The organism is Microbispora sp. CA-102843 (assembly GCF_050936215.1).
In the GTDB taxonomy this organism is placed as follows: domain Bacteria; phylum Actinomycetota; class Actinomycetes; order Streptosporangiales; family Streptosporangiaceae; genus Microbispora.
Map to the genome: position 1 here is coordinate 9,284,007 of NZ_JBNJNF010000001.1, position 14,276 is coordinate 9,298,282.

At 71.0% G+C, this 14,276-nt stretch carries 11 protein-coding genes; 3 read left to right on the forward strand and 8 right to left on the reverse strand.

Going from position 1 to position 14,276, the window contains the following annotated elements:
* Positions 1-486, reverse strand: a complete 486-nt coding sequence (locus tag ACQEVJ_RS43265) for a hypothetical protein (protein ID WP_433111050.1) — start codon at positions 484-486, stop codon at positions 1-3.
* Between the two features lie 137 nt (positions 487-623).
* On the opposite strand from ACQEVJ_RS43265, the gene ACQEVJ_RS43270 reads away from it, so the two are divergent.
* The gene (locus tag ACQEVJ_RS43270; RefSeq protein WP_433111052.1) at positions 624-2,687 is read left to right on the forward strand and encodes a glycoside hydrolase family 6 protein; all 2,064 of its coding nucleotides are present in this window, start codon (positions 624-626) and stop codon (positions 2,685-2,687) included.
* 8 nt (positions 2,688-2,695) lie between these two features.
* On the opposite strand, the gene ACQEVJ_RS43275 is transcribed toward ACQEVJ_RS43270, so the two are convergent.
* Positions 2,696-3,304: a hypothetical protein gene (locus ACQEVJ_RS43275; protein ID WP_433111054.1), complete on the reverse strand. Its 609-nt coding sequence runs from the start codon at positions 3,302-3,304 to the stop codon at positions 2,696-2,698.
* A 125-nt stretch (positions 3,305-3,429) separates the two neighbouring features.
* Between ACQEVJ_RS43275 and ACQEVJ_RS43280 the strand changes: the two genes are divergently transcribed.
* Positions 3,430-4,194, forward strand: coding sequence for a polysaccharide deacetylase family protein (locus ACQEVJ_RS43280; RefSeq protein ID WP_433113280.1), 765 nt, complete (start codon positions 3,430-3,432; stop codon positions 4,192-4,194).
* On the opposite strand, the gene ACQEVJ_RS43285 is transcribed toward ACQEVJ_RS43280, so the two are convergent.
* The 6 genes from ACQEVJ_RS43285 to ACQEVJ_RS43310 form a co-directional block, all read right to left on the reverse strand.
* On the reverse strand, positions 4,173-5,411 hold the full coding sequence (locus ACQEVJ_RS43285) for an acyltransferase family protein (RefSeq protein WP_433111056.1): 1,239 nt from the start codon (positions 5,409-5,411) through the stop codon (positions 4,173-4,175). The genes ACQEVJ_RS43280 and ACQEVJ_RS43285 overlap by 22 nt on opposite strands.
* A gap of 375 nt (positions 5,412-5,786) precedes the next feature.
* A complete protein-coding gene (locus ACQEVJ_RS43290; RefSeq protein ID WP_433113282.1) occupies positions 5,787-6,443 on the reverse strand; it encodes an NUDIX hydrolase in 657 nt (218 codons plus the stop codon).
* A 535-nt stretch (positions 6,444-6,978) separates the two neighbouring features.
* Positions 6,979-8,805: a DUF4434 domain-containing protein gene (locus ACQEVJ_RS43295; protein WP_433111058.1), complete on the reverse strand. Its 1,827-nt coding sequence runs from the start codon at positions 8,803-8,805 to the stop codon at positions 6,979-6,981.
* Positions 8,806-8,918: 113 nt separating this feature from the next.
* Positions 8,919-10,007: a glycosyltransferase gene (locus tag ACQEVJ_RS43300; protein WP_433111060.1), complete on the reverse strand. Its 1,089-nt coding sequence runs from the start codon at positions 10,005-10,007 to the stop codon at positions 8,919-8,921.
* Between the two features lie 14 nt (positions 10,008-10,021).
* Positions 10,022-11,284, reverse strand: a complete 1,263-nt coding sequence (locus ACQEVJ_RS43305; protein ID WP_433111062.1) for a nucleotide sugar dehydrogenase — start codon at positions 11,282-11,284, stop codon at positions 10,022-10,024.
* Between the two features lie 113 nt (positions 11,285-11,397).
* A complete protein-coding gene (locus ACQEVJ_RS43310; protein WP_433111064.1) occupies positions 11,398-13,062 on the reverse strand; it encodes a glycosyltransferase family 4 protein in 1,665 nt (554 codons plus the stop codon).
* Between the two features lie 63 nt (positions 13,063-13,125).
* Here ACQEVJ_RS43310 and wecB point away from each other — a divergent pair, with 63 nt between their 5' ends.
* Complete coding sequence (gene wecB, locus ACQEVJ_RS43315) at positions 13,126-14,253, forward strand: non-hydrolyzing UDP-N-acetylglucosamine 2-epimerase (RefSeq protein WP_433111066.1); 1,128 nt, start codon at positions 13,126-13,128, stop codon at positions 14,251-14,253.
* The last annotated feature ends 23 nt before the right edge of the window (positions 14,254-14,276 follow it).

A 14,276-nucleotide genomic window follows, 5' to 3' on the forward strand; every position in this document is an offset into this window, starting at 1 on the left:
CTAGTTGCCCTGGTTGTAGTAGGCGTAGAGCGTCTTCCAGGTGCCGGCGTACTGGCAGTTGATGGACGGCTTGGCGGCCTTGGTCTCGGAGCAGACCTTGAGCTCGACCTCGCCGACGTTCTTGACGGTGAAGGCGAACTTCACCTTCGCGCCGTACGAGCAGGTGCGGTAGTTGCGGTAGGCCAGGTGCGGCTGCTTGGCGGCGTCGAAGTAGCTGACGCGGAACAGGGCCCAGCCGCAGGTGGACGCCTTGTGGGTCAGGCTGGTGACGCTGCCGGCGACCTTGACGTACGGCGCGGGCAGGCTCGGGTCGTCCTTGGCCGCGGCGGTCAGCGAGCCGCTCACCTTGGCCTTCGACCCGGCCGCGTAGTAGGGGCCCCAGGGCTTGGGGGCGGCGGCGTGGGCGGCGGTGGCGGTGGCGAGCGGGGCGAGGGCCAGGATGCCGGCCGCGAGCGTGATGCCTGCCAGGGAGCGGGTGAGGGTCATGGCTGGGGTCCTTTCTTCGTTGTTGTGGGCAGCTTGTCCCGGGGCGCTTTCAAAGCTCTTGACGCTCGCTGTACCGCGCCTGGTCGGCCGGGGATCGCGTGGTTAGGATCACGCGGTAACCGGCGAGCGGGGAGAGCATGACGAGCGGCGCGGAGGGCGAAGGACCGCGGGACGGCGATCCCCGGCAGATCGGGCCGTTCCGCATCCTCGGCAAGCTCGGCCAGGGCGGCATGGGCACGGTCTACCTCGGCCGGGACGCCGAGGGCCGCGACGCGGCGGTCAAGGTGATCCACCCGCAGTGGGCGGCCGACCCCGACTTCCGGCGCCGGTTCCAGCGCGAGGTCGCCGCCGCGCAGCGGGTCGCCCGCTTCTGCACCGCCGCCGTCCTCGGCGCGGGGCTGGACGGCGACGTCGCCTACCTCGCCACCGAGTACGTCCCCGGGCCCACGCTGCAGGAGGTCGTGCGGGAGCGTGGGCCGTTGTCGGGGTCGAGCCTGGAGGCGGTCGCGGTCAACGTGGCCGTGGCGCTGCAGGCGATCCACAGCGCCGGGGTGATCCACCGCGACCTCAAGCCGTCGAACGTGCTGCTGTCGCCGGTCGGCCCCAAGGTCATCGACTTCGGCATCGCCCAGGTCACCGACACCACCGCGGACCTCAGCGGCATCGTCGCGGGAACGCCGTCCTTCATGTCGCCCGAGCAGGCGAAGGGCGACCGGCTGACCCCGGCGTCCGACATCTTCGCCTGGGGCGCCCTGGTGGCGTACACCGCCTCGGGCCGGGCGCCGTTCAGCGGCGGGTCGATTCCGAGCATCCTCTACCGGGTGCTGCACGAACCCCCGCACATCTCGGGCCTCGACCCCCGGCTGCGGTCGATCGTCGACCTGGCGCTGGCGAAGGACCCGGCCCACCGCCCCACCGCGCAGCGGCTGGTCGAGATGCTGACCGGCCACGAGCCGATCGAGCCCGCGCCCGTAAGCGTGCAAGAAGCGCCTACGGCCGTGGCGGGCGGGACGGGCCGTCGTTCCCGGGCGGGTGTGGGGATCGCCGCCGCCGCCACCGCCATCCTGGTCACGGCGGGCGTGGTCGTCGCCGTCCAGGTGGCGTCGTCCGGGGACCCCGAGCCGTCCCCGAAGCCGCCGGCGCGCACCACCGCGAGCGCCTCCGGCGGCAACCCGCTGCGCGGGCAGGCAGTGCGGCTCTACGCGAGCCCGACCGGCGACGAGGCGCACCAGGCGGACCTCTGGCAGGCGGCGGGGCGGGCCGGCGACGCCGCGATGATGCGGAAGCTGGCCGCGGTGCCCAGGGCCGTGTGGCTCGGCCAGACAAACGCGGGCGAGGCCGCCCATGCGGCGAGCGCCACACTGGAGGCCGCGGCGCGGCAGGACGCGGTGCCGGTCTTCGTCACCGACCACATTCCGCTGCGCGCGTGCAACGAGGACGGCGGCGCGGCGGACTCGGACGACTACCTCGCCTGGATCGACGCGCTCGCGTCGGCGGTCGGCGACCGCAAGGCGGTGTTCGTGCTGGAGCCCAACAGCCTCGCGGAGTTGCCGGGCTCGCCGGACTGCTCGCTGGGCGACGCGGCCGACCAGCGCGCCAGGCTGCGCATGCTCGCCTCGGCGGTCAAGCGGCTCGGCGCGCTGCCGAACACCGCGGTCTACCTCGACGGCAGCCTGGAGGGCTGGCCGTCGCCGGAGGTCACCGCCACCCGGCTGGTCGACGCCGGGATCGCCGACGCGGACGGCTTCTACCTCAACGTCTCCGGATATCAGAAGACCGACCGGCTCGTCTCGTACGGCACCCGCCTCGCCGCCTGCGTGAAGACCAAGTCGTCGAACCGCGGCCGCGCCTGCGCCGACGCCGGAACGGACGCGGGGACGGCCGGGCTCCCCCACTTCGTGATCGACACGAGCAGGAACGGCAAGGGCGGCTGGACCCCGCCCGAGGGCAAATACAAGGACCCACAGACCTGGTGCAACCCGCCGGGACGCGGCGCCGGCGTACGGCCAACCACCCGCACCGGCGGCGCGCTCGTGGACGCGTACCTGTGGGTGCGGCCGGTCGGCATGTCCGACGACCAGTGCGACCGCGGCGAGGGCGGCTCCACCGACCCGGTGTACGGCGTCGTCCCGCCCTACGGCGGCGCGTGGTGGCCCGAGCTCGCCCTCCAGCGGGCCAAGGACGCCGTTCCGCCGCTCTGAGGAGCGGTTCAGTCCCGGCGTGCGGGCAGTTCGGGCCGGTCGTCGGTCCAGCCGATCGCCCGATAGGAGGTGGAGACACGGAGCTCCGCCTGCCGCCCGTTCGCGAGCGTGGTCGTGTTCGTCCTCACCTCGGCGAGAAGCAGGCCGGTGCCGGGATCGACCACGAGCTGAACCTTGGTGAACAGGCCCGGCTCTATCTCCTCCTGATAGCCGAGCGCCTGCCCGCGCCGGCCCAGCGGGTCTGCCGTCTCCCCCTCGGCCCGTATGCCGGGCAGAGACGCGAGGACCCGGTACGCGGACGCACGGACCTCGGGCGAGGCGGGCAGGCCACTGATGATGCCCACACAGTCGCGCAGAAGGATGTGCGCCGTCGCCTCCTCCACATCTGTCCCAGAGCCAGGGTTCACCGTCAGCTGCCGGGTGATGCGCTCTTCCAGGTAGCTCCGGAGCTTGTCGGGCTCGCTCGGGATCGCGCGCACCTCCTTCCAGGTCAACGAGTCCCCCGCCATGTCACCGGCCGAGCCCTTCCACTTGCCGCGAAGCCGCTCGGCGGTTCGCTCACCCGCGGCCGCCTCCAGCGGCCCGAACGGGACGGCGAACAGTTCCTCCGTCTTCATGTTCTTGAGGTACTTCGCAGCCGTGCGATGGCGAAGGCCGCACCTACGGAGCCGTCTTCGTCACCTGTCACGCCCGGGGACAAGCACTAAGATCCACCGACATGTGGCGGAAAGTAAGAATCGTGATGGCCGGTGTCTGCGCAGCCGGCGTGTGCGTCGTCCCCGCCGCGGCCGGACCCGCGACCGCCGCGACCACCGAGACGGCGGCCGTGACGGCGAAGGCCGCGACCCCTGTCGAAGTGAAGAAGGCCGAGGCGAAGAAGAAGGACGAGCCCTACTGCGCCCGATACAAGTGCATCGCCCTCACCTTCGACGACGGCCCGTGGCCCTACACCCCGGCGCTGCTCGACACGCTGAAGAAGCACAAGGCGAAGGCCACCTTCTTCTTGCTCGGCAGGAAGGTCGCCTACCGTCCCGAGCTCACCCGGCGGATCTACGAGGAGGGGCACGACATCGGCAACCACACCTGGACCCACCCCTCGCTCACCAAGCTGTCCGACGGTGAAGTGCTCGAAGAGGTATCGAGCACCTCGAACATCATCAATCAGACGATCGGCAAGATGCCGGACTACATGCGTCCGCCGAACGGCGCGACCGACTCCAGGATCGCGAGTCTCATGGCCGATCTGGGGCTGCCGCAGATCCTGTGGACGGGGTCCACGCTCGACTGGCAGGCCCGCGACACCAAGGTGATCGCCCAGCGCACGCTGAAGCTCGCCAAGCGCAACGGCGTGATCCTGCTGCACGACATCGTCCCCGAGACGGTCAAGGCCATGCCCGGCGTGCTCACCGAGCTGGAGAAGCAGCACTACAAGTTCGTCACGCTGACGACCCTGCTGCAGGGCCGCAAGCTGCGTCCCGGCGAGGTCTACCCGCCCCGCGGCAAATAGCCGGCCCCGGGCGTCGCCTCCGCGTACGGCGCCTGTGCTCCCGGAGGCAGGGACACCGGCGAAGGCACTGTAGACACCGGCGAAGGCACTGGGGACACGGGAGAGGCGGCCGCCGTCTCCGTCAAGGGGACGCGGCCGGCGTCGGCCGTGAGCGAGCGGTCCAGGGCCGCGCGCATCCGGGGCTGCACGGGCCGCTCGATCAGCCGGTGCACACCGTACGCGACCACGAGCGCGGCGGCCACGGCCAGCGGGAGCGTGAGGCGGTTGCCCAGCACCGGGTGGAGCCACTGGATGAGCAGGAACCCGACGTGGTGGTGGAAGAGGTAGAGCGGGTAGGTCAGGGCGCCGAGGAAGGTGAGCCACCGCCAGTCGATCCGGTCGAACGCGCCGACCGCCACGAGGATCATCACCAGGAAGATCAGTGAGATCACGCCCACCACGAGCGCCGAACCCAGCGCCTGCCCGTATCTGCGGACCGCCGTCGGCTCCCCGTCCAGCGCCGTGTAGAGCCCGAGCGTCCACCCCACCCCCACGAACAGCCAGGGGAACAGCGACCCGCCGAAGCGGTGGACGAGATAGAGGGCCATCCCCGCGATGAAGTACGGCGCGCTGAACGGGACGAGCACCGCCTGCAGCAGGTCGGCGTTCACCCGGTCGGCGATCGCCAGCAGCAGCACCCACGCCCCCATGAACGCCAGGCACCGGCGGTAGGTGATCCCCACGGCCGCGAGACAGGCGATGAGGGCGTAGAAGACCAGTTCCTGCCACAGCGTCCAGTAGACGATCTCCAGGTCACGCACGGCGAAGCCGTGCTGGAGCATCGTCATGTTGGCCAGCAGCTCGGTGAGGCTCGGCCGGTGGTCGGTGATCAATCCGCCGACGGCCAGGCCGCCCAGGGCGAGCACGCTCGCCCAGTACGCCGGGAACAGCCGGGCGATCCGGGACGACGCGAAATGGCCGGGCGTGCGGCCCCAGGCGCTCATGAGGATTACGAATCCGCTGATCAGGAAGAACAGGCGCACGCCGTACACGCCGAACATGGTCACCGTGCTCAGCGCGGGGAAGGCGTTGGGCGTGCCCCAGGCGCGCGTCTCGCCGAAGTGGAAAAGGACGACGCCGAGCGCCGCGCAGAACCGCAGCAGGTCGAGAACGCGCAGCCGGGACGGTCCGGAGGGAATGGCCGGCGCATCGGTGATGCGGGGGGCCGCAGCCAGCATAGGCCGGAATATATCCTGAAAGATCGCTGTGAGTCGGGGCATTCGTGACGGCTGTCCTGTCTCCCAGTCCGGATGCTCGGGAAACCTGAGGACGGTCACGGGCAGAACGGGGTCTGGTCACCGCACTGAGGGAGTGCCTGCCGGCCAAGCCGACCTGAGGGGCGGGGCGGAGCGGCTGGGAGCGAGGACCGCAGCGAAGGTCCAGCGAAGCGGACTTCGCGAGGACCGGAGCTTCCAGGCGGCGCAGTCCCGCGAACCCGCCCGCCAACCAAACCAGGCCCCGCCCGAGGCACCCCGCCCGCCGACCAAACCAGCGCCTCCCGCCCGACACACCCCGCCCACCCAGCACGCCCGCCGCTCTGCCGGGCGCGCCGGTCAGGTGCGCAGCATGGGCGGGTGCAGCAGCACGGCGGGCCCCCGGCGGTAGAGCATGGCGGGACGGCCGCCGTCCCTGGTCGTGGTGTGTCCGGTGGGCACGAGGAAGCCCTCCGTCTTGGTGACCTTCCGGTGGAAGTTGCGCGGGTCGAGCGGACGGCCCCAGACGATCTCGTAGACGCGGCGCAGCTCCGCGACCGTGAACTCGGGCGGGCAGAAGGCGGCGCCGAGCGAGGTGTATTCGAGTTTGCCCCTGGCCCGCTCCACGCCGTCGAGCATGATCCTGCGGTGGTCGAAGGCCATCGCCGTCAGCTCGGCCACCGGCTGCCAGCTCATATGGGCCTCGGTGGACGCGGGCAGGTCGGGGGCGAGGCCCAGGTAGGCCACGCTGACGACCCGCTGGCGCGGATCGCGGTCCGGATAGCCGTAGGTCTGGAGTTGCTCCAGGTGGACCGGCGCCCCGGGAAGGCCGGCCCGTTCGGCCAGCACGCGGGCCGCCGCGGCGGGAAGGTCCTCCTCCAGCTTGATGAAACCGCCGGAGAGCGCCCACCGGCCCTCGTACGGCGGCCGGTCGCGCCGCCAGACGAGGGCGCTGAGCTGCTGGGACCTGACGGTGAGCACGACGAGATCCACGCTGACAGGGATACGCGGGATCATGTTCAGCACGCTACAGGACGCGGGCCGCGGCTCGGGCCGTCCGGAGTCAGCCGACCCGGCCCCGCGCGGCAGCTTCATCACCGCTCCACATCCCCGTAACCGGAATACGCGTCCCCGGACGCCGCCCGGCACAGCACGACCGATACAGCACGACCGATACAGCACGACCGATACAGCACGACCGATACAGCACGACCGATACAGCGCGGCCGATGCCGGGCGACGCACCGCCGGGAACGTCAGAGCGCCTGCGTGGGGTTTGACGTAGGTCACGCGGAGGTTCAGGTAGGTCGCCACGCCGGCGTCGTGGCCGCGTACGGCGAGCAGGTTGCAGCAGTCGAGGTAGGTCGCGGGCACCACGACGTCGATCGCCCCGGCGGCGCAGTTGCCGCCCTTGGCGCTCTGCAGGAGCCGGCCGTTGAAGTAGATTTGCGCGTCGTTGTCCACCGTGCCCTGGATGCGCACCGCCTGCGCGTCCGGCGGCAGGTGCACCGGGCACAGAGCGGACCCGGGAACCGGCGAGAGCGGAGGGCGGTCAGCCGGTGTGGTGGTAGTAGACCGGTTCGGCGGACTTCCTGCCGTCGGCGGAGGTGACCTCCACCCGTATCCAGACGCCGTCGGGGACCGTGGCCCAGTCCACCGGGATCCAGATCTTCTCCGTGCCCTCCGGCAGCCCCTGGATCGGCGTGGTGTCGTGCCAGCCGACCGTGGCCGAGTCGACGACCCGCGGCGTGTCCAGGCCCGTCCAGTTCAGCGTGACCTTGGCCGAGTCGAGGTGGTAGCCGCGGATCTCCAGGCCGTCCTGGATCTGCCGCGCGCGCCGCTGCGCCTCGATCGGGATCGGGCGGTCCCAGTCCGCCGCGATCTGCTGGGACAGCGACGGCGAGCCGCAGGTGAAGAAGTCGCTCCACATGTACGAGATGATCTTCGACACGTACGGCGCGGCGAGCGTCACCTGCGTGTCCAGCCTGGGCTTGTCGGTGCGCCCGCGGGTGCCCTGGCGGCCGCAGCGCTCGGTCGCGGTGGACGGCTCGAACGCCTCGACGTTGGCCCACAGCTCCACCTGGACGCCCTCCTGGACCAGTTCCTGGCGGGCCAGCGACATCGCGCGGTAGTAGTCCCGTGTGCCGCCGTAGTAGGCGGTGGCGTACGTGCTCTCGCCGACGACCGGCTTGAGGCTGTCGTCCACCGCCTTGTTCTTCCAGTTGGGCCAGAACAGGCCGACCTTGCCCGTGCCCCTGCCGTCCTGCGGAGCGATGATCTCCACCCCGGTGCGCGCGAGGGCCTTGAAGCCCTGGGCCACCTGACCGGGCGTGGAGGTGTACTTCACCCGTCTGCGGCTGTCGATGTACGGGCTCACCAGGATCGGCTTGTCCGGCAGCTCCTGCTCGACGATCAGGTGCTGCTCGGCGTACACCTGGAGCGTCTGGACCTTGCTCGGGTCGGGCCAGTCCCGCAGCTGCAGCTCGAACGGCTGGTAGACGCCGCCCAGCGACTCGCGGCCCTTGAAGCGGTCGCCGTAGTCCTGCAGGACCCGCCGGGTCAGTGTGGTGAGCGTGCCGATGTGGCGGGGGTCGGCACGGGTGGACTCCTTGGGGTCGCGCGGCGCGAGCGGCAGGGCGGGGAAGACCTTGATGCCGAACCGGTCGCCGAGGTCGAGCAGCTCGCTGAGGCTGTCCCTGGCGCCCGCCGAGACGAGGATCAGGTGGTAGCCGCGCCCCTCGCGGGTGAAGTCGCAGGTGGGGTCGTCCGAGCCGTCCTCGGGCGCGAGGAGCCGGAAGAAGACGGCGTCCCCCACGACGACCTCGTGCTCCATCTGCGGGCAGCGGAGGATGCCGGGGCCGAACCGCTCGTCGGTGCGGTAGACGTACGTCCTCGTGATGCTGTTGCCCGCGTTGGCCGCCTGGAGCTCCTTCTCCGCCGCCTTCATGCAGGACAGCCCGTTCTCGACGCAGCGGGCGTACCTGGCGTCGGGCTTGGGGTCCTTCCCCGCCGGAGTCGACGCCTCCAGGACCTGGCCCGCGTCGTCGGTCTCGCGCGGCGACAGGCCGAAGCCGAGGCGCACGACCGTGTCACCGCCGAGGCGGTGGATGGCCTCCAGCTGGCGTCGCCACGTGCAGGGATCGGAGGTCGGGATCAGCCAGTAGCCGCTCACGGCGTACGGCGTGGTCGCCGCGGTCTCGAACGTTCCGCAGGGGTCGGTGAACTCGCTGTGCGCGGGCGACCCGATCATGGGGGTCGAGGGGGTGGTCTGCCCGGCGCTGGCCGTGCCGGAGCCGGTGCTCCCGTCGCGAAGAACGATCACCACTGATGCGACACCGGCGAGAATCGCCACGCCCAGGATCAGAGTGAGCCAGCGCACTTTCAGGACACTACCGCCCGTCGTTCAAATGATCTTGACGCGCCCAGACTACCCGGATCTTCGCACTGCCCGGCCGGCGTCACGAGCCGTCCGGAGCGGTGTTCACCGCGCGTTCAGCTCTTGACGCCCGCCCACGCCTCTAACTGGGTGACGAACCGGCGCGCGGAGTTGGGCCAGTGGTGGTTCGCCCGCGCGGCGGCGTAGCCGCGTCCACCGGTCCCGATCCGTTCGAAGGGGTTGTCCCTGAGCTGTAGCACCGCCCGCGCCACCGCCTGGGGGTTCTGCCAGGGGACGACCAGACCGGACTGGTAGCGCTCGACGAGCTCCACGGCACGCGGCGAGGGGGTGGTGATGACCGGGATGCCGTGCGCCATGTACTCCACGATCTTCGTGGGCATCGAGTGGCGGTAGTTGGGCTCGTCGTGCAGCAGCGAGAGCCCGGCGAGCGCGCCGTCGAGCCGCTTGAGCGCCTCGTCGTTCGGCATGAAGTCGCGCCACTCCAGCACGCCCTGGGCGACGGCCTCGTTCAGCAGGGGGCGGCTCTGCGGGTCGGCGTAGCCGATGAGCTCCACGGCCACCCGGTGCGGCTGGAGCAGGCGGGCCACCTCGACGGCCTCCTGGACGCCCCGGGCCTCCGACAGCCAGCCCAGGTAGACGATGCGATCGTCGCCGGGCGGGCTGACCCGGTCGGGCACCCATGTCTCGTTCGGCACCACGAGGTGCTGGCGTTTGAACCTGCCCGCGTACGCCACCTCGGCCAGCAGCAGGTGCAGCCGGCGCTCCGCGGTGGTTTCGAGGAGCCGGGCGAGGAAGCGCATCGGCGGGCGCAGGAACGCCGGCAGCCACGGCTTGAGCGACAGCGTCGCGGGGGTGTCCTCGTGCACGTCCCAGACGACCGGCGGGCGACCGCGCACCCCGGCGACCGCGAACAGCAACTCGGGGTCGTGGATGAGGGCCAGGTCGACCTTGCCGCGCATGCTCTTGAAAAGCTTGCGCGCCGCCCGCACCGCCGCCAGGCGGCGCCGCTCGGCGGCCCTGGGCAGGTCCACACCCGTCACCCACGAACGCGGCACGACTCCCCGCGCGGTGTACGGCGCGGCGTACGTGACCTCATGACCGGCGTCGACGAGCGCCCGAATCTGCCGGTGCAGGATCCGGGCATCCTCGGGGTGATGCACCACCGTCATGACGAGCACGTGCACGCGCGAAACCCTTCCTACAGCCGCTCGACGCGTTCGCTCGTGGCCAGAACGCCGCGAGTGTCCAGGACGAGAGGGGCTCGCTCCTCCACGACGTCAAGGTCGAAGGCCGAATGCTGCTGGAGCAGGACCACCACGTCGGCGGTGGCGGCCGCCTCGGCGAGATCCTCCTGGCGGGGGATCGGCCTGCCCTCGACCGCCCACTCCTTGACGTACGGGTCGCAGAACGACAGCTCGGCGCCCAGCTCCAGGAGCGCCTCCGCCACGGGAATCGCCGGCGTCTCCCGCTCGTCGGCGATGTCCGGCTTGTACGTCACGCCGAGGAGCAGCACGCGCGAGCCGTTCACGGGCTTGCGGGCCCGGTTGAGCAGCCGCTGCACGCGGGCCACCACGTACGACGGCATCCGCTCGTTGATCTCCTGGGCCAGCTCGACGAACCGGAAGGGATAGCCGAGCTTGCGCACCGTGTACGACAGGTACGACGGGTCGACGGGGATGCAGTGCCCGCCGACGCCGGGGCCCGGCAGGAACTTCTGGAAGCCGAAGGGCTTGGTGGAGGCCGCCTCGATGGCCTCCCACAGGTTCACGCCGAGCTCGTCGCAGAAGATCGCCATCTCGTTGACGAGGGCGATGTTGACGTGCCGGTAGGTGTTCTCAAGCAGCTTGGCCATCTCCGCCTCGCGGGTGCCGCTGACCGGCACGACCCGCTCGACGAACTGGGCGTAGAAGGCAACCGCGCGCTCCTTGCATGCGGCGGTGTAACCGCCGACGACCTTGGGAGTGTTGCGCAGGCCGAACTTGGGGTTGCCCGGGTCGATCCGCTCGGGCGAGAACGCCAGGTGGAAGTCCTTGCCGGCCACCAGTCCGGACTGCTCGAGGATCGGCCGCGCCAGCTCGTCGGTGGTGCCGGGCCACGTGGTGGACTCCAGCACGACGAGCGTTCCCGCCTGAAGGTGTTCTGCGATGGTCCGGGTGGCACCCTCGACGGCCGACAGGTCCGGACGGTGGTCCTCGTCCAGCGGCGTCGGGACGCAGATGACGATCGTGCGCGACCGCGACAGCACGGACGCGTCCAGCGTGGCCGTGAAGCCGCCGGTGAGCATCGCGTCGAGGTCGGCGTCCGTCAGGTCGTCGATGTAGGAGCGGCCGGCGTTCAGGGCATCGACCTTACGGGGGTCGACGTCCAGACCAGCCACCCGCAGGCCCGCCGCCGTGGCCTCCTTGGCCAGCGGCATGCCCACGTATCCCAGCCCGATGATCGTGAGATCGAAGGCTGTCACGACGAGGCCTTGGGGGGAACCTGGGGGCGGAAACAACACTTCATGGTGGCAAAGGTTATCTCAACTCGGAACCAAGCATGCCTGATGCAACACATCCGACTTCCTGCTGTTTATCAGCTTTCGGTCAAGGACTGGTAGATCTCGCGGTAGGTGCGGGCCAGGCTGCTCCAGGTCCGGTGGGCGGCGACCTCGGCCTTACCCGCCTCGCCCATGGCGCGGCGGCGCTCCGGATCGTCGCGCAGCGCGGCGAGCGCCTTCGCCAGCGCGGCCGGATCGCCGGGCGGCACCAGCAGACCGGCTCCCTCGCCGCCGACGAGTTCCGCGAGCGCGGGCAGGTCGCTCAGCACGACCGGCTTGCCGAGCGCCATCGCCTCGACCGGCTTAAGCGGGGTGACGAGGCGGCAGACACGCAGGTCCTCACGGGGGCAGGCGAAGATGTCGATGGCCGCCTGCGCCTGCAACGCCTCGTCCGGGCCCACCCGGCCGGGCAGGATCGCCTCCTTCAGGCCGAGCCGTTCGACCTGTTCGAGCAGCGCGGGCCGCTCGGCCCCGTCTCCGACCAGCAGGACCTTCACCGGCGTTCCCGCGTCGCGCAGCAGCGCGGCGGCGTTCAGCAGCGTGGCGAAGCCCTCGTAGGCGACGATGCTCGACACCGAGCCCACCACGATCTCGTCCCGGCCGATCCCGAACCGGTCGCGGAACGCCTCGCCGTCGTAGTCGGCCGTCAGCAGGGAGTCGTCCACGGCGTTGGGCGCGAGGAAGATGCGCTCCCTGGGCACGCCGCGCTCCACGATCTCGGTGGCCATCGTCTCGGCGAGCGTGACGACCGCGTCGGCCTCGCGCATGATCTGCGCCTCGCGCTCACGCTGCAGCGTGTGCCGCTCGCTGCCGATCCTGGCGGGGTCGCGGGAGACCCAGGTCTCCTCCAGGAAGCCGCGCACCTCGTACACGAAGGGGGTGTTCGTCCGCTCGCGCACGGCGAGCGCGACCGAGCCGTTGCGGTGGTCGGTCGCCGCGTGCAGGACCTGCGGGCGGAGGGTCCGGACCAGCTCCGAGACGTCCGCGGCGCCGCGGATCATCCGCCCCTGGCTCTCGAACGGCACCTCGTCCTTGGGCAGCAGCCGGTAGTAGGGGATGCCGTCGATCTCCTCGTACGGCTCGGCGTCGGTGTGCCCCTGGAGCATGGGCCAGCCCCAGCTCGTCACGATGTGGGGGTCGAGCCCGGCCGCCTTCTGCGCGGTGACGATGCGGTGGGTGCGCACGGTGTAGCCCGCCTGCGTGTAGGGCAGGGCGTTGGTGACCATGTGCAGCACCCGGCCGGGCACCCGCTCACCCATGATGATCTTCGGCTTGGGCGGGATCGGGTTTGGTCCGAGCGCGGCCTTCTCGCCCTCGTAGTAGGCCATCCTCCGGCGGACGAACGGCCATCGGGCATGCGGCTGGAGCACCTGGACCGCCTCGGACAGCCGGCCGGCGTCGAAGTTGGCCTTGGCGTCCCGCAGCGGGCCCTTGGCCGCACGCTGCAGGATCTTGCGGGTCCTGACCTTGACGAACCGGGCCGCGGGCCAGGCGACGCGGCCGACGACCGGACGCACCCCGGGCGGGATCGCGTCGGCGGCGGCCTGCGCGACCCGCATGGGGTCGGACTTGACCTTGCTCACGAAGATCCGGGAGACGAGGACCGGGTTCCTCGCGAACCCCCGGAGGAAGCCGCCGAGGCCGGCCTTCGCGGACGCGGCGGACACGGCCTTTACGGGCTTGTTGGCCTCGGTTTCCACGGCGCGACCGTACCATAGGCAACGTTTGTCCCAGATCCGGATGAAAGACGAAAGGCGAGGTAGATGAGAGACAACCCCCTCGTCCTGCACGTACTGGGCGCCCGGCCCAACTTCGTCAAGGCGGCCCCGGTCGTCAGGGGGCTGGCCGAGCTCGGAATCCGGCAGGGCATCATCCACACCGGCCAGCACTACGACGCGCTGATGTCGGACGTGTTCTTCGCCGATCTGGGGCTGCCCGAGCCGGTCGCGAACCTCGGCGTCGGCAGCGGCACCCACGCCCGGCAGACGGCCGCCCTGCTCACGGGGCTGGAGGACGTCGTGCTCGAACACCGCCCGGCGCTCGTGGTGGTGTACGGCGACGTGAACTCGACGCTCGCGGCGATCCTCGTCTGCGCCAAGCTGCACGTGCCGACCGCGCACGTCGAGGCGGGCCTGCGCTCCTTCGACCGGGAGATGCCGGAGGAGGTCAACCGGGTCGTCACCGACGCGCTGTCGGATCTGCTGTTCGCCACCTCGCCCGAGGCGTTGTCACACCTGACCAACGAGGGCGTGGACCCGGCGAAGGTGCACCTCGTCGGCAACCCGATGATCGACAGCCTGTTCGCCGCGCTGCCGAAGCTCGACCCGGCGCCCGTCCAGGAGCGCCTGGGGATCGACGGCAGGTACGCGGTGGCCACGCTGCACCGCCCGGCGAACGTGGACGACCCGGAGGCGGCGCGCGAACTGGTCGACGCCGTGCTCGGGGTGGCCGAGCAGGTGCCGGTCGTCGTTCCGCTCCACCCGCGTGGCCGGCAGCGGCTGGCGGAGGCCGGTCTCGTGGACAGGCCTCAGTTGAAGATCGTGGACCCGCTCGGTTATGTGGACTTCCTGTCCCTGGTGCGGGGCGCCGCCCTGGTGGTGACCGACTCGGGCGGCGTACAGGAGGAGACGACCATGCTGGGCGTCCCCTGCCTGACCGTCCGGCCCAACACCGAGCGGCCGATCACCGTGACCCACGGCACCAACCGGCTCGTCACCCCCGCCTCGCTCCCCGCCGCGGCGTCCAAGGCGCTCGCGGACGGCGCGGCCACGCCGAGCGGCGAGCTGCCGCCGCTGTGGGACGGCGCGGCCGGGCCGCGGATCGCCCGCGTCATCGAAGCCTGGCTCCGCGGCGACAACCTCTCCCCCGCCGCCAAGGGCCGGGCGCGCTAAAGCCCCTATTTAGGCATGAAAAC